Annotated in this window: 20 protein-coding genes; 2 read left to right on the forward strand and 18 right to left on the reverse strand. The window is 38.3% G+C overall.

Annotated elements, in window-relative coordinates:
• Positions 1-15: 15 nt before the first annotated feature.
• Positions 16-1,044: a dTDP-glucose 4,6-dehydratase gene (rfbB, locus tag L5M49_RS04110; protein ID WP_263265616.1), complete on the reverse strand. Its 1,029-nt coding sequence runs from the start codon at positions 1,042-1,044 to the stop codon at positions 16-18.
• Between the two features lie 1,288 nt (positions 1,045-2,332).
• Between rfbB and L5M49_RS04115 the strand changes: the two genes are divergently transcribed.
• Both L5M49_RS04115 and L5M49_RS04120 read left to right on the forward strand, forming a co-directional pair.
• On the forward strand, positions 2,333-3,262 hold the full coding sequence (locus L5M49_RS04115) for a glycosyltransferase family 2 protein (protein WP_263207663.1): 930 nt from the start codon (positions 2,333-2,335) through the stop codon (positions 3,260-3,262).
• Positions 3,263-3,321: 59 nt separating this feature from the next.
• Positions 3,322-4,578, forward strand: a complete 1,257-nt coding sequence (locus tag L5M49_RS04120) for a hypothetical protein (RefSeq protein ID WP_263265503.1) — start codon at positions 3,322-3,324, stop codon at positions 4,576-4,578.
• A gap of 37 nt (positions 4,579-4,615) precedes the next feature.
• On the opposite strand, the gene L5M49_RS04125 is transcribed toward L5M49_RS04120, so the two are convergent.
• The 17 genes from L5M49_RS04125 to L5M49_RS04205 all read right to left on the reverse strand — a co-directional run bounded on the left by L5M49_RS04125 (position 4,616) and on the right by L5M49_RS04205 (position 23,439).
• On the reverse strand, positions 4,616-5,725 hold the full coding sequence (locus L5M49_RS04125) for a glycosyltransferase family 4 protein (protein WP_263207669.1): 1,110 nt from the start codon (positions 5,723-5,725) through the stop codon (positions 4,616-4,618).
• A gap of 44 nt (positions 5,726-5,769) precedes the next feature.
• On the reverse strand, positions 5,770-6,504 hold the full coding sequence (locus tag L5M49_RS04130) for a WecB/TagA/CpsF family glycosyltransferase (protein ID WP_263207671.1): 735 nt from the start codon (positions 6,502-6,504) through the stop codon (positions 5,770-5,772).
• Complete coding sequence (gene wecB / locus L5M49_RS04135; protein WP_263265504.1) at positions 6,468-7,586, reverse strand: non-hydrolyzing UDP-N-acetylglucosamine 2-epimerase; 1,119 nt, start codon at positions 7,584-7,586, stop codon at positions 6,468-6,470. Before wecB ends, L5M49_RS04130 begins: the two co-directional genes overlap by 37 nt.
• Positions 7,587-8,909: an O-antigen ligase family protein gene (locus L5M49_RS04140; protein WP_263265505.1), complete on the reverse strand. Its 1,323-nt coding sequence runs from the start codon at positions 8,907-8,909 to the stop codon at positions 7,587-7,589.
• A 12-nt stretch (positions 8,910-8,921) separates the two neighbouring features.
• The gene (locus L5M49_RS04145; protein ID WP_263207677.1) at positions 8,922-9,866 is read right to left on the reverse strand and encodes a Wzz/FepE/Etk N-terminal domain-containing protein; all 945 of its coding nucleotides are present in this window, start codon (positions 9,864-9,866) and stop codon (positions 8,922-8,924) included.
• Positions 9,867-9,893: 27 nt separating this feature from the next.
• Complete coding sequence (gene pssE / locus L5M49_RS04150) at positions 9,894-10,346, reverse strand: PssE/Cps14G family polysaccharide biosynthesis glycosyltransferase (RefSeq protein ID WP_263265506.1); 453 nt, start codon at positions 10,344-10,346, stop codon at positions 9,894-9,896.
• Complete coding sequence (pssD, locus tag L5M49_RS04155) at positions 10,343-10,870, reverse strand: PssD/Cps14F family polysaccharide biosynthesis glycosyltransferase (protein ID WP_263207683.1); 528 nt, start codon at positions 10,868-10,870, stop codon at positions 10,343-10,345. The genes pssE and pssD overlap by 4 nt, the downstream gene beginning before the upstream one ends.
• A gap of 114 nt (positions 10,871-10,984) precedes the next feature.
• The gene (locus tag L5M49_RS04160; RefSeq protein WP_263265507.1) at positions 10,985-12,037 is read right to left on the reverse strand and encodes a glycosyltransferase family 4 protein; all 1,053 of its coding nucleotides are present in this window, start codon (positions 12,035-12,037) and stop codon (positions 10,985-10,987) included.
• Positions 12,034-12,921, reverse strand: a complete 888-nt coding sequence (locus L5M49_RS04165; RefSeq protein WP_263265508.1) for a glycosyltransferase — start codon at positions 12,919-12,921, stop codon at positions 12,034-12,036. Before L5M49_RS04165 ends, L5M49_RS04160 begins: the two co-directional genes overlap by 4 nt.
• Positions 12,914-14,065, reverse strand: a complete 1,152-nt coding sequence (locus L5M49_RS04170; RefSeq protein ID WP_263265509.1) for a polysaccharide pyruvyl transferase family protein — start codon at positions 14,063-14,065, stop codon at positions 12,914-12,916. The genes L5M49_RS04165 and L5M49_RS04170 overlap by 8 nt, the downstream gene beginning before the upstream one ends.
• Positions 14,066-15,166, reverse strand: coding sequence for a nitroreductase family protein (locus tag L5M49_RS04175; protein ID WP_263265617.1), 1,101 nt, complete (start codon positions 15,164-15,166; stop codon positions 14,066-14,068).
• A gap of 100 nt (positions 15,167-15,266) precedes the next feature.
• Positions 15,267-16,574: a flippase gene (locus tag L5M49_RS04180; protein ID WP_263265510.1), complete on the reverse strand. Its 1,308-nt coding sequence runs from the start codon at positions 16,572-16,574 to the stop codon at positions 15,267-15,269.
• 502 nt (positions 16,575-17,076) lie between these two features.
• Positions 17,077-18,453 (reverse strand): hypothetical protein, encoded by a 1,377-nt coding sequence (locus L5M49_RS04185; RefSeq protein WP_263265511.1) that lies wholly within the window; start codon positions 18,451-18,453, stop codon positions 17,077-17,079.
• Positions 18,454-18,920: 467 nt separating this feature from the next.
• Positions 18,921-20,987 carry a secretin N-terminal domain-containing protein gene (locus L5M49_RS04190; RefSeq protein ID WP_263265512.1) on the reverse strand — a complete coding sequence of 689 codons (2,067 nt, stop codon included), beginning with the start codon at positions 20,985-20,987 and terminating at the stop codon, positions 18,921-18,923.
• A 178-nt stretch (positions 20,988-21,165) separates the two neighbouring features.
• A complete protein-coding gene (locus tag L5M49_RS04195; RefSeq protein WP_263265513.1) occupies positions 21,166-21,735 on the reverse strand; it encodes a hypothetical protein in 570 nt (189 codons plus the stop codon).
• Positions 21,732-22,301 (reverse strand): hypothetical protein, encoded by a 570-nt coding sequence (locus tag L5M49_RS04200; RefSeq protein ID WP_263265514.1) that lies wholly within the window; start codon positions 22,299-22,301, stop codon positions 21,732-21,734. Before L5M49_RS04200 ends, L5M49_RS04195 begins: the two co-directional genes overlap by 4 nt.
• Position 22,302: 1 nt before the next feature.
• Entirely contained in the window at positions 22,303-23,439 is a 1,137-nt protein-coding gene (locus L5M49_RS04205; protein ID WP_263265515.1) for a hypothetical protein, read from the reverse strand.
• Between the last annotated feature and the right edge of the window lie 16 nt (positions 23,440-23,455).

The raw sequence follows: 23,455 nt of genomic DNA on the forward strand, positions 1-23,455 counted from the left end.
AAGCTCCAATATTACTCAATTTGGCGCGTTAAAATACCGAGCCACTATCCACTCGACAGTTTTTCTGAGCCCAGAATCGAAGGACTCTAATGGTTGCCAACCAAGTTCTCTCTGGATCTTGCTCGCATCAATGGCATAACGCACATCATGCCCAGGTCTGTCTGTAACATGTTCTATCAAACCTCGAAAACCAATACCATTAATAACAAAAGCTTGCGGATGAGTGGGTACTAACTCTTCGAGTAAATCGCAAATTTGGTAAACAACCGCTAGATTGCTACGCTCATTAGCCCCTCCAATATTATAGGTCTCCCCGACTCTGCCCTGTGTTATAACAAGAAACAAGGCACGCACATGATCATCTACATATAACCAATCACGTACTTGCTGACCATTACCATAGACAGGTAACGGTTTTCCGGCCAATGCATTATTGACCATCAAAGGGATCAATTTTTCAGGGTATTGAAAAGGCCCGTAATTATTGGAGCAGTTAGTGATAACTATCGGTAAACCGTAGGTGCGATGCCATGCCCGAACAAGATGATCCGCCGATGCCTTGCTGGCTGAGTAAGGAGAGCTAGGATCATAGGCTGTAGTCTCAGAAAAGAATCCTGAAGCCCCTAATGAACCGTAAACCTCGTCGGTGGAAATATGATGGAATCTAAAAACTTTTTGCTTATCCGCATTCAAACTTTGGAAATAGCAGCGGCACGCCTCAAGCAATGTATAAGTGCCCACTATATTGGTTTGGATAAATTCAGCAGGCCCATCAATTGAGCGATCAACATGGCTTTCGGCCGCTAAATGCATCACCACATCTGGTCGATAATCCTGAAATACGGCATCTAATTTTACTCTATCGCAAATATCAGCCTGAACAAAATGATATCGCTCGTTACTATCTAGCACTGTTAAAGCGTCAAGATTACAGGCATAAGTTAACTTATCAAAATTAAGTACTATACATGATGTTTGTCTAATCAAAAAATGAAGCAATGCAGATCCTATAAATCCCCCTCCACCTGTTATGAGTATTTTTATAGCCACAATAAAATCCTAATTCTACTTAAATAAACAAAAAATTTTAATTAAAAACATAGAAATGTGAAAAAAACAATAATTAAAAATTAAGAGACCAATTAACAACACTACTATTACCCTATGTCTTCTTGTAAAAATATAACACAATTTCGAACTAAAAAAATAAGAAATAATGCAATAAAATTCAAGAAAACACTTTGTGATTATACGGCTAGTTAGGTAGAATAAGTCGTAAAGTATAAAAAATAAATTATTTCATCACATTCAGTGAGTTGCGACATAAAAGATACCGTATCAAAAAAGAGTAAAGAGGTTCTACAACGGTCACGCCCTTGCATGAGAGAACCTTAATATTATCGCCATTGATATAGTCGGCTCGCTAAATTTTAGAAAAAAATATTTCAGAGTTAGAAGTAGATCCTATAAGTCATAAAAACTTCATCTCTAGCAAGTTAAAAGCTCTTTAAATTTTAAGCTTGGAGATATAACTATATTACTAACATCACTTTTTAAGTTATTTTAAAAAATTAAAATAGCTATAAAAATAGAATTCCAACAACCCCTTCACAATTAACCAGTTAATAAACTTACCAACTTCTACATTTTTAGCTTTCTTAAAATACTCCTTTTGTGCATTACAAAAAATCAACATCGAGTGAGCATTTCATCACAAAAAACACAAACACTCCAACAGACGCATTGAATTATACGGGAACTTTATTAAAGCAAATACATTATAAAAATATCATCACCAATGCGGGCCTTGAAATTAACTATTTTATACAAAAAAGCAACTGCAACAAAAAAAATTACCAATACATGCTAAATTTTCTACGATAGTTTGAATATTAATGTATCCAAAATTTCTTTCTTTACTAAAGCGTTATAGTTGATACATAAATATACTGTTCAGCACAGAAATAAAAGTTAAACACTCATAACGTCTTGATAAAGTATTATTAGTAATTTTGAGTAATAAAAAGTATCATTGTGTCATTTTTACTAGTAAGAAAACCTCTATCAGAGGTAAAAATAGAATATTTAGGTCAGTCTACAAGGAACTTAATGTAAAAAAAAATTTACAGGACATTACATAACTGTATGACATACATCCATAACAAATATAACCTTTATCGGATCCTTTACAAACTTCCCCATTGTGCTGCAAGATAGAGTAAAAATGCATAGATTACAGACTAAATACTACCACTTTTTTTAATTTTGTAAGATAATTTGTAGCTATACCAACTAAATTATAATTTCCACAAGTTAAGATAGAGACTTATTAATGGATTTACTATTTACAATATGCACACCTACATACAATAGAGCGCCATTGTTATCAAGATTGCACTCAAGCCTTCAGAAAAATGTAAGTGAATCAATAAAAATACAGTGGCTATTGGTTGATGATGGAAGTAAAGACAATACAGAAGAAGTTGTATCGTCTTTTCCTCATACAGAAGGATTAGATATAATATACATCAAAAAAGAAAATCATGGAAAACATAGTTGTTTAAATTATGCTTTCAAAGAGGCTGAAGGGGAGCTATTTTTAATTTTAGATTCTGATGATTTACTTCCGGCGGATGCATTATCGAAAATTAAAAGTTATTGGCTGCCAATACGTGATAATAATAAAATTGCAGGGATTATTGGACACTGCATAAAATACAGCGACAACGATATATTAGGCGATTTATTCCCAACATCTCCTGTTTACTCAACAATTTTAAATAACAATTATAAACTTAACTTAAAAGGAGATAGAGCTGACTTCATTAGAACTTCACTTTTGCATGACAAAGAGTACCCCATCATTAGTGAGGAAAGATTTATGCCAGAAGGATATGTAACTTTAGACTTTGATGAACACTATTTTTATTATTGTATAAATGATAATTTTAAAATTGTTGAATATCAAGATTCTGGAATAAGTAATAACTATGCGAAACTTGCAATGCTAAATCCTATAGGCACTGCACTAGCACTATTACGAGTTATTAACAATAAAAATTTATTATCTCAGGTAGATAGCAAAGCAAAAATCAAATTTTATGGTAATTATATTAGATATTGCCTACATCAGAAAAATAATAAAGTTACTAATATTTTAAAAGCCAACATTACATATCCAGTCCATTATTCAATAGCATTCATAGCTGGAATTACCTTATATGCTCTTGATAAATTAACTTTAGGAATTGCTAAAAATTGAAAACGCTTTTCTGGGGATACTTTTCTCGATTCACAAACATTGCAAGCAGCCTGATTATTATGCCTTTTGCACTGCATAATTTTAGCCCAGAGGAGTTTAACATATGGATGCTATTTGTAGCTTTCTTTGGACTTATTGTTGTATTTGACTTTGGTCTAACACCAGCTTTATCCAGACAATATAATTATATATTAGCAGGTGCACAAACAATTGAGAAAGAAGGAATAAGTGATAGAGTAGGAAAAGATGTAAATAAAAAACTTTTTAGTGAATTATATTATTCATCACGTATGGTATTTAATACGATCACATTATTAGCTGCTGGAATATTGTTATTTAGCTACATATTTTATTTAAGCGAAATTGCAGCAAAATCCAACATGAATATAGCATTGGAGTGGCTACTATACTCACTTTCAATTCTGATTAGTTTAATCTGCTTAAATTATAATGCACTTTTTTTTGGCACTAACAATATCAATTCCATATATAGAACCTGCAGCATTTCAAACATTGCATTCTTTATTATAGCCATTTATCTAATCATGGAGGATTGTGGCCTATTAGCTATTGCAGTGGCAAGGCTAACTTCTGCCGCAGCCTATTTCATACAGGCAAGAATTGAAATATATAAAAACAAAATATTTAATAATCTTATTGCATTAGAAAATAACTCTCACTTAGAAATTTTAAGAAAAATACTCCCTAATGCTTCTAAAATTGGAGGAGTTAGTTTAGGCAATTTCTTATCAACTAAAATTTCAATACTTTTAGTTGCTAATTATTTACCACCAAACATATCCGGAAGTTACTCGCTAGCGCTAAACATTTTTAGCGTTATCATCTCGCTATCCCTATTATATATGTCAATAAAAACACCCGAATTAAATAAGCTATATCAGCTTAGAGATATTAAATCTGCAATAAAATTACAAAATAATATTTATTTTTATAGCATAGGTTTATTTATATTCGGCTCTCTTGCTTTTGTTGCTTTGGCTCCATATCTACTTAAATTAATAAATTCAAAGATCGAACTTCCTGCCAATACAATACTATTCATTTTCATAATAAACTCATTATTCGAGTGCATAAGAACTATATCAATGAACTTTATTTCCTGCAGCAACTACATTCCATTCCTTAAAACAACCATTATAACAGGAATACTTATTACACTATCAACGTTAACAATGTTCCAGTTAGATTACCTATCTATTTTCACACCGCTTTTATGTATATTAATCGCCAATTCAATTTATAACAATTGGATTTGGGTATATTGCGAACATAAAGAAAGACATAAATCATTATAATTAAAAGGCCCAATAAAATCATGTTGGGCCTTTATAATTAATTAAGAATACCTAACTCTTTTTCCGTCATATTTTTTATATTAATAGTCTGAATAAAGTCTCTTGATGATTTAGTAATATAGTCAAACTGTGCTTTATTCGTACTAATTGAAACCAGATTTTTTGCAACAATTAACAAGTTATCTTCACACAAACCTGTCTCCATATCTTTAATAAATTCAGGAATAGCAGTATTATTTGATGAAACAGTAACTAAACCAGCAGACATAGCTTCGCACATAATAACACCTTGAGCATCCATGCGAGTTGTAGCCAGAAATGTACCATACTGTGACATCAAGCTTGGTATATCAACACGGTCTATAAACTCTTCAGTTATTTTAAGCCTATTCTCAACATGAAGTTTTCTAGCAAGTGTAAGAAGTTCTTCTTTAAGATGACCCTTTCCATAAATATCAAGTGTAAAATGCTCAGGTAGCAATGCAAGAAGCTCAATAGCGGTATCAACGGCATATTTTCTACTAGATAAAGGCCTGATACATAGCATTTTATTTACATTTTCAAAATTTGGGTTAAAGTCAAATAGATCAGTATCTATACCATTTGGGCAAATACTCACATTATTCAAACTGATTTTTAGCTCATTTTCAGCTTCTTCGCGCATCCATACAGAAGGGGATAAAAAACCACCAGACTGATCAACATATTGACAAAACTCACGCATTCTCGGTAAGAATATATAGCGCTTGTAATATTTAACAGCGAGAGAATAAAAGCTCTTTGTATCATCAAAAGAATATCGTTCAGTACTTTGAACCTCGCTCCCATGTAAATACATAAAGCAACGAATTTTATTTTTAATTATACTCTTATAAATAGGCCAACCACTTAGTTTTGGATAAGGGTAAATACTTAAAAGATGTATATAGACTATCGAAAAATTCAAAATTTGTTTTGCAATATAAAAATCTGGCGCTTTTATTACCTTTACCCCCTCAAAGCTATATTCTTCAATGGTTTTCGAGGGGACAAAAACACAAACCTCAACACCTTCTTTAACAAATTCTTTAGCTCTCGCATGTACCCACATGTGCGAATAAATATTACCTTTACTAGGATATCTTGAAGAAATTACAGCCATTTTCATAATCGTTGGTCCAAAATCATTAATAGTAATGTCTTAACATAAATTCAAACTGCTTTTAAAAAAGCTCGGATTAATTTTGGTATTCTTTTGGGCTGTGATGCAATTCGATACAACCACTCCAAATTCATATAAATCATAAACTTAGGAGCACGTTTCACACTACCACAATATACATCAAATGATCCGCCTAACCCTAAAATAATAGCATTAGGATTTACTTTCGCGAATTTCATACCTAAAAACTCTTGTTTAGGTTGGCCTAAGGATATAAATATATAATCGAAATTATGGCTAGCTATCTCATCAACCAGTTCATCTTCCACAAAACTATAACCATCAATATAGTAATCAACACTATGCATTGGAAACTGCTCTCTAAGAAGCCTAACGGTTTTGTCATTCACGTTAGAAGAAGCACCAATAACAGCAATCGAGCAATTCTTGTTGCTTCTCTGCTCTAGTAAGCTGAGCCACAACTCACAACCTGGAATTTTATTAAAATTAACACCATATTTACGCAAATAGAATTGAGCACCAACACCATCAACATAACCTGTAACGTTATCAAACGACAATAACCCCATCAATGCAGGATCTGTTACCGACTGTAAATTAACAGAGATATATAGACCTGGCTTTGAGTTAACACTCCTAGCAGCATCTTCCAAATCAAATGGGCTAATTATTTTATCAATCCTAACTTTATCCAAAACTTCACCATATTTAAATAAATAAGCTACAATTAAAACTTCAAAATAGCATCTATAATACGTTGACACGCGAACCCATCACCATATGGATTATGAGCACGGGACATTTCATCATAGGAAACAGAATCTGTAAGTAACGAATTCAAATAATGTGTAATATTTGAAGCATTGGTACCTACTAACTTAACTGTTCCTGCTGCCACAGCTTCAGGACGTTCTGTTGTATCCCTCATTACTAGTACAGGCTTTCCTAATGAAGGAGCTTCTTCTTGTACACCCCCTGAATCAGTCAAAATAAGATAAGACTGATCCATTAAAAATACAAAGGGTAAATAGTCTAGCGGTTCTATCAGCACCACATTTGGAATATCTGATAGATATTTATTAACAGGACCACGTACATTTGGATTTAAATGCATTGGATAAACGAATTGAACGTCAGGAAAAGCTAATGCACTATCAGCAATAGCTTTACAAATTTGCTCAAATCCATCACCAAAACTTTCTCTGCGGTGACCTGTGATCAAAACCATACGCTGTTCAACATTACGCCATGGAAATAAGGATGCAAGTTCAGCATTAAAGTTTTGATTATTAGTAATTTTATCTTTAACCCATAGTAACGCATCAATTACAGTATTACCTGTAACGTAAATGGACTCAGGCCGTACAGCTTCAGCTAACAAATTTGCTTCAGATGTTTCTGTCGGTGCAAAATGCAGATTTGCAATTGCGCCAGTTAATTTACGATTGCCTTCTTCTGGCCAAGGAGATAATAAGTTACCAGTGCGTAATCCAGCCTCAACATGACCTACTGGAATTTGTTGGTAAAATGCTGCTAAAGTCGCTGAAAGCGTTGTAGAAGTGTCCCCGTGTACAAGTACAATATTTGGCTTCTCATTTTCGAGAACAGGTTTAAGACCCAATAATATTCTTGATGTTATCTCAGTCAAACCTTGTCCTGAGCTCATGATATTTAAATCATAATCAGGCACTATCTCAAATAAATCTAAAACCTGATCAAGCATTTCACGATGCTGTGCAGTTACACAAACTTTGACATCGATATCAGGATGCTCCTTCATCGCAATCACAAGTGGAGCCATTTTAATTGCTTCAGGTCGAGTTCCAAAAATTAGCATTACTTTCATTTACAGATCCTTTCCTAATATAGAACGACTAGACTTATCTAGTTGTTGCAATTCATAAAATAATAAACTATTGATTACGCCGAATAAAATACCTAACGTACCAGACATCCAAATATGTCCACTTAGCTGAGACAATAAAAGCAACAGTGAATTAACAATAAGTAAGCATGGTGCGAATACTGAATTACGCCTCAATGTTAATTTTAATGATTTGTAGAAAAGAGTGACATAAAACACAATACAAAGTGTCGCTCCTAAAAAACCAAACCACGTTAAAGAATCCATTAGATCGACTTCAGTTCCACTTAACCCTAATGGATGCAATTTACCGATTGAAGTACCATGGCCAAAAAACTGGTAAAAAATATTTGATTGATGAAGATAGACATCAAACATACGATCAATAAAAATATCTCTACCAGACCATAAAATTCCAATTATTCCTCTTTGTTGATAGAAGAACATCATACGGTCATATAAGCCAATGGCTTCTAGTAGTTCACTGATGGCAATGACAATAACAATAATAGCCAAAAAGAAAGGTGCGAGGATCTTAATTTTCAGCCAAGTCAGCCTCATTATATTATGTCGCTCATTTACAATTGGAATAAATGAAACAAGAAGAAAAGCAGCTAACATTGCTGTTTTGGTTGCAACCAGCAAACCAGCAGCTAATGTAAATAAAGCACACAGGACATACCATCTTTTCTTGCTATGATTCCATAATTGGTGCAAAACAAAACCGAATACAACAAGAAATGCAGGCCCTAATTCATTACCTGCGTATATAAATCCTGTCGTACCCGCAGTGTCGTCCCCCTCTAACTGATATGTTCCGTGGCCAAAACCTAGTGCACCTAAAATGAAGTTAAAACTCAGTATAAAAAATGCTGACCACAAAATTCGCTTGGTCCAACATAAAGCAAAATCAGGAGCGATACGATAAAGTTGAGCAAAATATGCAAACACAGTGATTGGCATTAGTAGTTTAACTGCATAACCAAAATCAGAAAAATAAACTGATAAGTCAACATGTTGAAAGAATTTAGCTGTAGGTCCAATAAGTAAAATACCTAAAACACCTAAAATACCTAAAAACCAGCGAATATTATAGCGAGCAATAAGTAGTGCTAAAAAAAGAAATAGCGGCGTCTTATAGATTAAGGAAATCTTAAGATCAAGACCAAAAGTGATCAAAGTAAATCCCGACATCATATCTGCCAGTAAATAAACAGCCATCATCACTAAGGTAGTGTAATGTAAATAGACTACAGGAGAGGCATAGCTCCTGTTAGTTATTGCATTTGAGGAGGTCATCATCATTTTATGATTGACCTAGGCATTAGCTTTCGGCTTCATAACGCAATAAACCATTGAAATGAATATTGATAAAATTAATGAGATAAAAAAGCCAACTAAACATAATAAAGAACGTGAGGGGCTATATTTTTGTTCAGGCACAATCACATTTGCCATCGATTCTAGGATCACCTCATCAGTGACTTCAGATAACACACTTGATTTCGTTTGCTCTGCAATCAACTGATAAAATACAGTTTTTAGTTCACTCACTTGAGCTTTCTCAGCTTGTTGTTCTAAAAACTGAGTACGCTTTACGTTTTGCTCATGTTCGCGTTGCTTCCAAAACTCATTGAGATCAGCAATTAGCCATTCTAACCAATGTGCGGCCATCTCTGGTGAGTAATAGCTTACAAACACTTCAACATAACCTTTTTTTGATTGATAAGAAGTACTTATTCTTTTGTTAAGTTCATCATAGGCTTCCCAAGACGAAGGTACTGTAGACATACCTACTGGGGGCTTTCGAACCCAAGTTTTAGTTTTTTCATCATATAAATCAGCATCAATAATTAAACGTTTAGTGACAGGATCCCACCCTTTTGCAGCAAGTAAAGGAACAACTAAGTCATGTTTTTCAATAAATTTTTGCAAAAAACTACGAGACTTAAAATATTCAAGAGCTGCGTCAGTCTTATCATCTGAGCCACCAAGGGAAATGCCCGCCATGCTTGCAAGACCACCAAATTGACCCGATAATTTCGATAGAGCGCCAGAACTATCTGCCGCTTTTGGCAAATAAATTGCTGAAGCACGGTAAACATTTGGTAGGCTGATTGCGAATAACACCGTTGCAATAGAACAGATAAGTGTAAAAATGACCACAAAATACTTCATTCGGGAGATCATATTCCATACGATTCTGAATGATATAACATCATTATCTGTATCCAATTGTTTTGCTTGAGTATTCATATCCATTTCTAAAAGACCACCTCTAAATTTGTCTTAATCAATTAAACCAAGCATGAGTGATATTTCATTCGCAGCTAAAAAAGGTTCACTGACATATGATTTAGGTTTAAACGTTCCGAACTGTTCAATTAAAAATTCAAGTTCAGATAACTGTCTGCATACGAGTGCAAATTCATTGTCTTCAACATACTTCAGTAAGTCTTCCTGATGACTATCAACTCTATCTGTATTTGCTATCACTATGGTCGGTTTAGCAAGCTCGAGTAAGGTATAAACAGTTCCTGCCCCAGCATGAGTAATCACAACATCTGCTATTTCAAAATATTTATGTATATTTGAGGTAAACGATATTGAATCACCGTTTTCAGGCACATAATAGCCATCATATACCTGAGAAATAAAATGCCATTCTGGATTACGTATTAGATCAATTTGTTTAAATAGCGAATCGAATCGAGTATGCCCTACTGTAACGAAAATCTTCATAATCTACCTGAATATCTCGCTTTTTTATAAGTGTTTTGCATTGTTCTATTTTGCACATAAAAACCATTAGCAATCAAATACATAAATCTTCCAGTTAATGAGGCTGAATAAAATCGAGACCAAGACTCGATGTAGACTACTTGACGGCCTAGTAATCTGAATACAATTGAAGGAAAAACAGCCATTCCAGGCCCAGTAGAAACAATACCGCTAACGCGATACTTTAGTAACAATCTGATACATTGAAATAAGCTAACAATCCCAGAGTAGAATAGCGTTACAGGCGCTGTCCATGAACGAAATTTATTTCTAGGTTCAGGGCACGCCAAATGCTCTAAAGCACCAAGGCGATCAGGCACATCTGCAATAGAAACGAATTTGAGCTGAGGAGAAACTTTTTTCAATTGAATAAGTAAGCGACGCATCTGCTCCTGATGCCCACCACGACCATATACAACTAAAATGACTTTTTCGGACATACTGATTAATGTTAACCACTCTTTCGGATTAAAAAATAAGTTCAATAGCGGGCGTCATTGTAATGTAATGCCGTTGACATAACCACTCTCAAGCCGACAATTCTCATCTAGGTTAATGCGTTAGTATGAAAGTTAAATCTATCTGACTAAAATGTGGTATTAAAGCAATGCCACAACTTTTTCAGCACAAGCTTTAGGAGAATACTTTTTAACAACGGACTCTGCCCCATGAACAGAAAAATAGAAAGGATTTTTCACAATCTCAGTCACCGCCGACGCGACAGACTCAGGGTTGGCATAGGGAACAAGCAAACCGACTTCTGATGTCACAACATCCGCAATGGGCCCCCAATCACAAGCGACAATAGGCAAGTTAAACGCCATAGCTTCAATGAACACCATACCAAATGAATCATATAAAGAAGGCAGGCAGAATAAATCGGCCTTATTTAAGATCTCAATTTTTACCTTAGTCTCTAGCCACCCAGTAAAAGTGACTCGGTGTTGAAGCCCAAGCAAATCCACCTGTTTTTCTAGCGAAACTTTAAGTGGGCCATCACCGGCAATGACTAACTGAAATTGTTCAGGTAAAAGGTCCAACGCTGCCAGCACATGCTGAATTCCTTTCTCTGGAAGTAAACGAGCCATAGCTAATATCACAATAGACTCAGACACTTTTGGCAGTTCAGGGGCATGAAAGCAGTATTTACGAGCATGACTCAGCAACTCAGGCGTTACAGGATTGGGACAAATATTGATAGGCTTCTTTAAACCACTGGCTAATACTTTTTCTCGCCACCAAGGAGTAAGTACAATAAATTGTTCAAATGGAAGCGAAAAAAGTTTAACCCCAAAACGCCCTATTGCTGTATTTAAGTAGTCACTTATAGCTGGGCTATGTAGATGCGCGATTGTCTTAGCACCAAAAGCGCGAGCAACCAAAGCGAAAGTAAATTTTCGCGACATAGACAACCAAGGGCCGCAGTGAAACCAAAAAACGGCATTACTACGATACTTCATCGCTAGGCGCAATATTTGCCATCCTGCAAGCAACCATTGAGAGACTCGTCCACGTTGATCACTATGTGAATTCACTCTAATGAACTCAACATTAAGCTCACGAAAACCAGCCTCATAGCCAGCTAAGGCAGAACTAATTCCACCGCGGGTTTCAGTAGTGTGAGTAGCAACAATAACTAACTTTAATGTCACGATGAACCTCGTAACCACTTTCTTCGTAATTGTGCTAGTTTGCTAAAACGACAAGCCAAATAATAGCGTAACTTTCGGCGGATAAAACCAGACTTTAGCTGGGATAATAACTGCGCAAAACTTAAGTATGATCTTGCTGCGACCAACCTCATAAAATCTTGATTTAATTTATTTTTAACTGACATATGCTTGCTATGTTTGTCAAAATATTGCTGATAACCAATGAGTTTATTCTGCTTAGCTGTCACTCTTGGTCCTTCATGGGATTGATGGACTACATATGAGGCGCCTGCGATACGTTTTGCTGGACCAAACATTAAAACCATTCGGGTCCAAGTATCATAATCTTGGCAAGCTTTAAACTGAGGATCAAACCCACCGGCTCTGCGTAGCTTCTCAGTTGAAGTCAGTATCTGATTACCCGCAAAATTATAATTGAGCAAGTCATCAAGTTTAATCACCATAGTAGTGGAATCTACAGCTTTACGAACAGCACCATAATCCCAGAAAAAACCATGACAAACAAAAGCATAATCCGGAGTATATGCCTTGACTAAAATATCTAAACGATCAACGAGAAATTCATCATCATCATCGATTCCAGTGATCAACTCGCCTTGAGCCTCATTTATCGCGATATTTCTCGCAGCACATGCCCCCTTTGCAACATCAGATCTAAAAATCTTAATCTTTGACTCAAGGCTAGATAATTTTTGTAAGTAATCCCAAGTGCCATCAGTCGAGCCATCATCCACGATCAGCAATTCATAATACTGATAAGTTTGAGCCAATACCGAAGCCACTGCGCGTTTAAGCAAATGCAAGCGATTATGTGTCGGCATATAAATAGAGACTAAAGGTGGCGATTTATGCTTATCAGTCATAATACTCAGCAACCTTAGCCACAACTTGAGACCACATTTCTTGGGATAAAATTTTCTGTTGCGTAATACAAGGATTCTGACGGCATTCGGCAAGGTATTCGGCAGATAACAGACGTGTCAATTGGGCGGATACATCTATCATTTCAGGCTCTGAAATTAACATAGCCTCTTGATGATAATCGCCAAAAAGCTGTTCATATTTATGACTCCAGCTTGTACCAATACACGGAATGCCTTGGCTTAACGCGCTCACACAACCATGAAAGCGTGAACTAATCACTGCAGCAACTTGCCCGATTAATCCTTTGACCGCTAGCGGGTCCTCAATCGAAATGGTCGTAATCTCTAAACCTGAAGCAAGTGTGATAGCCGTACACAGGGCTTCATCCTTAACGCCATCGTGGTTTAACAACAAAGGAATAAATCCTCTGGCATTTGCTTCACGACAATAGTCGGCCATCATAGCCACATACGTTTCCCTCCATGCCGAACGGTTATTGCGTGGACTCAGCATCTTTCCATTGGGAATGACCAATAATGTTCTGGCTGCATGTTGGAGTGGCTGAAGCGTTCCAGACACTAAATTAGTGAAATCTGGCGCTAGAAAGAGGTTGTTATGCTGCGGTAAGCACTGAGCAACATAGTCATAGGAAACCTTATCTCTCGCAAAAATCAATGCCGCATCAGCCCAAAACTTCGCAATCTGAGCAGAACGGGCTGAAGTATTAAATGGTCCTAACGCTTGCGGTAAAAAAATATAAGGTTTACCTTTTTTTTGAAAACGAGCCACTTCCCTGCTGATATGAGCTAACTGACGGGCAGACCATTGATCACCGTATGCAAATCCACTGGCATCAAGCACAAGGTCAATATCAGCCTCCGTAATGAGGCCGTAGCGTTTCAATTGTGCGGTTAAGTTTATGGGTAAATGATAGGTTAGCCAGTTTAAATCTAAGACATGCTTACGTAAGCTCACCTTCTGCCAAGCTGCAACACTTGCACGCTTTAAATAAGGGGAATTAGGGCACGCTCTTAAAGCAATTTCGGCGGTAGGCCAATGTTGCTCTATCTGCTGAATCACAGCATGTAGCATTAGCTCTGCGCCCTTATTTACAAACTGAACACCTTTGATTTCTATAATCATTTATTTAATATCTTTACGTAAAACATCCACAGTTTTCTTCTGTGAATAAGGGATCATGCCATCTGGCTTTGCATAACCAACCGCGAGTAACATCACAGGCCGTTGGAAAGGTAATAAATTTAATTTCTTGGCCATTTTCTGTTCAGGGACATCAAGATCAGGCCAATTAATGGGGCATGAACTTAAGCCAAGCGTTTCAAGAGCCAGCATCAATTGCATCGCCGCTAGTGCACCATCAATATAAATCACATGCCGGTCACGTTCCGACGGATAAGCACTTAAATCCCCAACGACCACCAATAAACACGGGATATTATCGGCAAAACCACGTGTCCCCCCTGCAAATGAGGCTACCTCGGCAGCCAAAGTCGCATCATTAGCAACATGAAAGCTAAAAGGCTGGCGATTACAAGCACTCGGAGCTAATGAAGCTGTCATTATCGCTTGATTAAGTAACTCATCATCTACCGACTGTGGCAAAAACCAGCGCACGGATCGGCGCTGTAAACATAATGAATGAAACTGCTCAACACTTACATCGCTATGATGACCCAAATGACGAGCATAAGGAGTGTGTGAAGCAATATTAACAACATCAAGGGGATCTGGTTCGGGGTAAAAGGCGGCTTGCTGCGCAAAGATAACACGCGCCTGATCAGTAATCGGAGTCGAAGATACCACTGAAAAATAGGCCTTCAACACATCATTTGCCCAGGTTAATTCCGTCTGGCAAACCTGCTGCTGGCTTTGGAGTTGCACAAAGCAATTAACAGTCTCAACAATAAAGTCCTCTGCAAATACAGGCCTCATTGGCGACATACAGAGGCCCTTCTCAATCCGATGGATATTGCGGCGTAATAACGGGCTGGTATTGCTTGGTCCTAACTTATATCGATACGCTTTCTTCCCTGCCAGAATGGCAAGGTGTTCACGATCAAACTGACTGCTAAAAAAAGCATAAAATAAACTGGCAAGTCTAGGATGAGCCAACACCCAAGCTGTAGAAAAGCAACGTGTTAAAAACACATCCCATTTCCCCAATAAACCACGCAGTATCTGCTTGCTGCGAGTAGGTAGTAATTTACGGGCTAAGTTCTTCATCACAAACAATTCATTACTGTTAAGTCGACGCAGAAGTCTACGTCAAAGATTGCGAAATTACTACCAAGCTCACCACAGCAATACAAACGAACGGACAAGATTAACTGCGGGCGAGATACACAAACTTACGTACAGGAGCAATGAAGGCTAGCGACATGAGTTTTGCCATACCCCGTGTTTTAGGGAACAAAAATAACGCAAAATACGACGCAATGGCGTAGGAAATCATAGTTGCCCATGCGGCCCCCAACGTCCCCCATAGTGGAATAAACAGTGCATTTAAGATGATATTAATCAACGCACCGCTGCCATGGGTCAACAATGAATAATGGGGAATATCTTCAATAAGTAACCACTTACTAAAGAGCGCTCGCATAAAAATAAACACCCCCGCCCAAATATGGATCTGCAGTATTGGGGTCACGGCTTGATAAGCTTCACCAAAAATCAAAGGAACAAAATAGGGCGCCAGCAAGCTAACAAGTACAGCAATTGTAATCGCGCCCCAACAAAGCGCATCACACAATCGCTGTAACTTGACTTGATACTGCTCCCCTCTTTGCCTTGCAAGAATTAGCCCGGGATAAAATGACGCCACTAAAATCCCAGGGATCAAATACCACACCTCTGACAAACGGCTCGCAAGACTATAAAAAGCCACCGATTCACTAGACGCCATCATCCCAAGCATCACCTGATCTATCTTGAGATAAATAATCGCGGCCATACTCGATAAAAATAACCAACCACAGCGCTGCAGATAAATTTTAGCCTGTAAACGACACCAAGAAAGCTTGGTTACTGCCTTGGCATACATGCTATAGACTGTAAGCCACAATCCGCCTAGCAGTATCCATTCGATAGCCGTAAGCCAAACCACTCCTGTCAAATCACCACCATCAAAGACGTAAACGAGTTTAATGAGCATGAAAATCAGCCCAACACTACTTCTGACTATCGCAGAAATTTTGGAGTGTATTTGTGCCTCGAAATAGTAATCAAATACCCCTAAAGACTGAGAAATCTGGCCCAATAATAAAATCCAGAATAAGCTTTGATAGGGAGATGGAACTAGCCAAAAGGATAAACAAAAAAAGATTCCCCCTCCCACTAAAGCGCCCGCTAGCCTTAGAATGAGTGCAGTGCCCATAATAGTGTCAATATTACTGGGTCGAGTTACCAGTTGATGGCTCACAAGTGAATTTAAGCCTAAACTCGAAAAAGGCAATAATAAGGCCACTAATGCCAATAGATATTGAAAATGCCCAAGCTCTTCAACACGCCAATAACGCGTTAACACTATGGTAAATATAAAACCACCGCCCAGCAGCAGCCCTTTCTCGGCGAGTAGCCAGCCCGCGTTCCGTAACGCTTGAGAGCGAAACCCCATCTGCAACAGTTTTCTCATGGGAAACCTAGATAAAAACCTTGATAATCATAAGGCTAAAAAGTCAGCTTCCTAGCTTTACTACACAATCACATAACAAAGATAACAGTGTTTTGACTCATAAAAGAGCTAAATCCATACAGTAGAATCATACACATCATCAGTATTACTTAATATAAATTCAGCCTTAATTATACCTTTGGAGTGGTGATTACCCTACTGCAACTTTCCTGCTTAATAAGTTGCATCGCAAAAATAATAAAAAAAAAGCCCTAAACAAGTTAGGGCTTAAAATTCATGAAATGGATTTTTGTACAGCAATTGGATTAACCGTATTTAGAATTAAAGCAAATTGATTATAAAACAAACAAAGCTATAAGTCGCATGTTTATCCCACTAAATTCAGCATTAATTGCATTAATTTTTCAACTTAAAGCATTTAAGACCAAAATGAGCATGACATGCATTATTTTAATAACAAAAAAAAACGAGCCATAGGCTCGTTTTTTCATATCAAACGATATTAACGTGCGTTGTCTGCTTTATATTGGTCAGCAAGTACGTTGATACGGCTAGTGCCTTCTTTGTAGTAAGGAACTAAAGTGATGTTGTTCAGATCAGCATCGATAATGAAAGTCGTGCTTAGCTTTTTCTTAGATAAAGGCTGTAATCCAAAAGCTTTTTCTAAATCAGCTTCGCTGACTTTAGTTACTGTGTTTGCTTTCGCTTTGAAAGGTAAAGTTACAGTTTTGTACTCTTCGCCATATTGGTCAAAAGCTTTAACTTGAACTTCAGCGTCTGTAGCGCCAGCGTTAGAAATTTCAACGTTAGGTGTAAACGTGTAACCAACTGGTAAGTAAGGTACGTTAACGATAGCAGCATCTAAACGCCATTCACCAGCATTCACATCTGATTTATAAACAAACGCATCTTTAGGGTTATTAGAACCATCTAAAGTTACTTTTGCTTTAATAGCACCAGTTTGAGGGATATCTATTCCGACTGTAGCTAGAGCGAAAGATAATACGCCGTCGTTATCTGTGCCATCTGCTAATGGAACTTCAGTATCTGCTAAGTTAACAGTAACTTTAGTTGCTTTAACAGCAGGACCAGGAAGAGCTCCAACTCCGTTAGAAACAGCAGTACCAGTCGTAGTTGCGCCATCGAAATCAGCAGTTAAAGTACTACCAAAAGCACCTGTAAACTCAATTTTCGCAGATACATCTTCTAAAGCTGCGCCTAATGTTTCATCATTAGTGAAAACATATTCTAAATCTTCTGCAGAAGTACCATCAATGAACTCTTTATTATCTTCACGATCGATTAACTTGCTGTAAGGCTTAGTAATAGCAAAACTAAACTGTGACTTAGTATCTGCAATCACACCTGAACCAGTTTCAATTTCTGTACCGTCAGCCTTTGTAGACTTATAGCTAACAATAGACTTACCAGTAAGATCTACTTTGGCAGCACCTAAGGAGATACGGAAAGCTGAATCAGCCGTTAAAGGGTTACCCAAGTTAACTACGAAAGTGATAGTACCTTTTTCAGCATCGATTTCAACATTGTCGAATGTAAATGAACCAGTACCATAGTTAAAAGTAATGTCACCAGCAGTAGCAGTACCTGCACCTGGAGTCTGTGTTACTTCACCAGTACCTGCAGACAAATCATCTAAATCTAACTTGCTATCGAAAGTTAAAGTGATAATTGAAGATGCTGGGTGGTTCTTTTCTACAATAACGTCAAAAGAAATGTTTTTATTTTCTGCAACAATCCCTGCAGCAACACCTTCAGAAGAAAGGTATGTCACTGATGAAGGCGCAACGGTTGCAGCGCTTGCACCGAAAGACAGAGCAACAGACGCTGCTAAAATAGAGGCTTTAAATACCTTGTTCATAAATCCAATTCTCCAATTTCATGAAATTGGAACAAGAAGCAATAATAAACTGTTTTTATTGACGACTTATGTTCCATGTTTTATTACAACTTTCTTGAGAAAGCCAATAAATAGTAAAGTTAAGCCAGTGGCACTAGACCCTAGCGCGCGCCCTTACTTCAACTTCTCGGCCTTTAGTTTATGGATTCGATAAAAGATGTCAACTGTATATTGCGTATATGGCTAAAAAGCCACTCAAAATGCTAACTTTATCGCTAATCTAGGGAAAAGCAGCTGATAATTTCAACATTTATTAACCCATGTACCCCCTTCCCAAAGCTCAAACTGGCCAAAATCAGCCAAAAAAAAATTTTGACGAACTCTATATGCCCTAAAAATAAAAAAGGCCCACAAGGGGCCTTAATGTCAAGGTATCCATTTGATACCTATGTTATTTGTTAATTTCAAATAATAACATTTGAGGGTAATTACTGGGGTAGCTCAATATACTCTAAGCCTTGACGCAACTTAGTCTTGATATCGTCCCATTCGTCACTGCGACTAATGACTTTTGGGGTCACCATAATCACCAATTCTGTTTTAATCTTAGTGTTAGTAGTATTACCAAATAAAGGGCCAATAAAAGGCAGACTACGTAGCCCAGGCAAGCCTGAACTGTTGTCGTTATTATTCTCACTAATTAAGCCGCCCATAATCACCGTTTGGCCACTTTCGGCCACCACTTCAGTGCTGAGACTGCGCTCGAAAATTTGCGGATTGCCTTCAACATCAGAACCAGCATCTACCGTATTACTGTTGGTTTGGTCTATGGTCATGATGACTACACCTTGGGCATTAATGGTCGGAGTGACTTTAACGCTAATACCGGTTTTACGATATTCAATTGAACGTGAGGTACCGGTTGTCGGGTCAGTGGTGGTTTTACCTACGACAGGGATGTCAGTACCTACTTGAATGCTGGCAGCTACACCGTCGCGGACCAGCAAGGTAGGTTTTGACAATACATTGACCCACTTATTGCTCTCAAAGGCTTGGGCATCAATAGTGCTGCCGCCACTGGCCCACTTTAATACGGAGCCACCAATTCCCGCGCCACCAAAAGCATTGCTAAAACTGAAGTTCCCTGAGCTAAAAGCGACATCCACACCAAACTTAAATTCATCTGTCATGGTAACTTCAGCAATAGCCACTTCGAGCATGACTTGTTTAGGCATAACATCTAGACGAGCCACCAGAGGCAACATAGCCTGATACTCGGCACCCGATGTATAGAAGATTAGGCTATTAGAGCGCTCATCCACCACCATGTTCATCTTATCATTACTGGCATTACTAACGCCGCTGGTATTGGCGCTGCGGTTCTCTATGGTAGCAGCTTTATCTTCAGAGGCTTTTTCCGCTTGTTGCAACCCAGCTGAACGGCCACTGATTAAGGCCGACACGCTTTGACCTAAATCTGAGGCACGGGCAAATTGCGGCGAATAAACAAAGTACTGTAAGTCTTTCCCTTTACTTGGCTTATCTAATTGAGTAGCCCAATATTGTACCCTAGTTACAAAATCTGCCTCGCTGGCAAATACTGCGACGGCACCTAGTTGATTAATGGGTACAAAAGACACCCTATTATCCTGACTTTGGTCGCCAGTCATTATGCCTTCATTCTTTAATATTTCGGTCACTGAAGTAATAAAGCTTTCGGCATCAATATAGGTCAAAGTCAAAAAACCGATATTACGGCTGCGGCTACCGGGCGCATCGAGGAGGTCGAGTAACTCTAAGGCGCGGACAACTTGTTGACGTTCACCGGATAAAAATAATACCCCTTGGGATACATCCGCTGTAGTTTTGACATTGGTAATATCGCGAATGGTTTTCATCGCATTACTGTTCATCAAATAGCGTAAGGGCACTATTTGCTGAACATTGATGGCATTAGGCACTGTATCTGCGGTGCGACCATAGCCTACCGCCGTTAAGTCAGTACTGTCTTTGGTGATTTTGTAAATATATAACAGCTCATTTTGACGCTTAATACCAATACTACGAGCCAATAACAACTGTTCTGTCAGCGTGTACAACTTTTGCGGGCTAATATCGTCTTGAATATTTAAACTGACCTTACTCGAATCACTGTCTAGACCTTCGCCTAAGATATAACTTGCCTTTAACAGATCACCAAAACTGTAATGTAAAAAATCAATCAAGGCCATGTTATCGGCCGCGATGGTTAACGAAGGCTTAGTGCTAAACAAATCTGCAATTGCGATGTCGTTGGTAAAGCCTTGATTTTCTTTGGCTAACGAAGGAACCTTAGTAAAAGTACCTTCTTTAAGCGTAACGCCATTTTTTTCCCCGGCCTCTGCACCAGAGGCATTGTTTACTGTGCTATCAGAGAGCGGTTGCTCTAGGTAAGACACCTCAACTTTTTTAGGTTGCCTTTCTTGTACCGGCCAATTGGCGCACCCCGACAGTAAAATGGAGACTCCGAGCGCAGCGCTCGACGGACGAAGATAGTGGGTATAAAAATTGCGCATGTCTCGCTCATTTGTCATGGTTACACTTACCTACTCTGAATCGCAAAGTGGACTAGTTCACATATATTGAAAACGCTAGCTGGGTTGTAATAAAGGCTCTGCGGCTTTTATTTTTACACGGCTATCCTATTTTACACATTCGAACCCTATTCAGGTTCTGCATTACATTATTGTCTTATCATGGAGTCGCTTCAGTATTAATCTTCTGCGGGGTAAATAATGCTAACCAGAGACGACGCTCACCAACTGACAGTTCTAGACGTTTATGATTTAGTGCTACCACAGAATAGGGCCCTAAATTATCCCCCAACTGCAATGTCACTATCTCACCATTAGCATCGGTTGCACTAACCTGAGTCACCTTAAGCACAGCTGAAACCTGCTGACGCTTAACCAGTGCATCGAGACGATAGATTTTATCTCCAATATAAAGTTTAGAGATTAACCCCTGCTGCAGCGCCTGGTCCGAATCACTCATACCAATTTCGGTGGGAGTTATACTATCCGTAACCTCAACTTCAGCAGCTTTTTCTTTATCATAAGAAGCATAATCAGTTAGTAAGCTAGAATGACTAGGATCTGTATTCGCGCGCATAGTAGAAGCAGGTAATGTCGGTAGTAGGTCAGATTCAACCAAAGTCCCATTACTGCGATTAATCACGACATCGAGTCCAGCAAGCAGTAAACTTACCCCCATCACAAATAGTACAAATCGTGGGGTAAAATGCGCTTTTAATGAAGAGATCATTTAACCTCCCCTAATGGCAATACCTTTACAGCTAACTGCAAGGACACAGTGCCGTCAACTAGACCTAAACTGTCGGCGTTCTGGCCGCGAATAATCAGTTGATCGCTAACAACCGTCAAATTCATAAAGGCTTTATTCTGTTCAAATTCCTGTAGCAATGACAAATAACTCTTAAGCTTGCCTTTAAAACGTAAGTCTAATAGCAGCACATGAATATCTTGCTCGCCTATACCATCGCGCCAAGACGTGCTGGTTAAGGGTAAAGCGTGGCGCTTAAATAAGGCCTCAAGCTCGCTCTGAGCCGTTAACTTGTAGCTAGTTAAGTCATCAGACTGTGGAATTAGCGCCTCTAGTTCACTTTGAACTTGTGCTATTTCTGCACTTCGTTCGGCCATGGGAGCAGACAAGGTGATTAAAGCTTGCATTTTGGCAAGATTATATTGCCCCTGAGTGTATTGTTGCCAATATGCTTGTTTTGACTCCCATAATGGTACCCAAACAAATTTAGCGAGTATTAAAACACCTAAGAGCAAGAGTAATTTTTGGTACTTAATCAGCGACTCCATGCTAGTTCACCTCACTAGGTTGAAGGAAAAAACTGATCGTCGCTTCATCAAGATTACCCTGACGACGCACAGCACTATCAAATTGCGCCTGAGTCACTCCTGGCTGAGAAATTAATAGGCCAAGCACCTGTGATGCGGAGTCAGTTTCAATCCGGAGCACTACTTTACCTTGAGTTGTCTGAATCGTTTGAAAAGCAACACCTATTTTATAAAGAGGAGCGAGCACCTGCCATAATTGTAATAGTTGACCATTTTCTGGTAGGTATTTACCCAATAACTGGAAACGCTCACTTTTATCAAGAATATCTTGGCGTTGTTTTAAGATGTTATTAGCCTCTGCTCTCGCCAGCGCTAACTGACTGGTATTGGAATCTACCATTATGCTAGCAACTTTTTCAGTCACCACTAAATATAATGTCACCACTAACACCGCTGGTAGAGCTAAAGAAGCCAACTTTCTTAAGTTAATTTGCGAATCAAAGCTGTGACGATTAACCAGACCGGCAAGCGGTAACTGATAAAATTGGCGTAGCTGCGCTAATAACAAAGCGCGCATTTCATGACCTGCAAGGTCTCTATCTTGCGTTATGGTCAGTCCCTGCGATAGTGCAAATTGCAGTGATGACTGTATCATTCCGCCCTTAAAAGCAGAGACCACACCGCCGATAGCCTTTGCGACAAACAGTGTCCGTGAATCATCAACACTAGGATAACTAATAAACTCTCCCTGATTTAGCTGCTGAGCTAATAACAAGGTTTCTGGCAAAAAAAGCCAAGGTTGGATATCAGCAGGTATATTATCTAGATAATAATAAGTCACGGGGGTTTTGCCATTGACGACATCACCAATGACATATAACACTACGCAGTCGGCGCTCGCTAACTGAAGACGCACTAAATTTATGACGTCCGCTTTTTTAATGATCGGATACCACACCAGTTGCTCACGGTAGCAAGCACGACTCAAAACGGCAATTTTAGCCGTAGATTGCTGGCATTTCTGCCACTGTGCTGAAGCAAGGAAATTCTGCCGTTTTGAATCTAGACGAATAGCGTACAAATGCTTGCCAACGTAGACGACTTGCCCAAAAAACAGTCGGTATATGTACTCTACAACTTTAGCTTTTACTCTATGCATTTCTCATTCTTTTTAT

Origin of the sequence: Shewanella sp. SM74 (assembly GCF_025653725.1) — a bacterium.
GTDB lineage: Bacteria > Pseudomonadota > Gammaproteobacteria > Enterobacterales > Shewanellaceae > Shewanella > Shewanella oncorhynchi.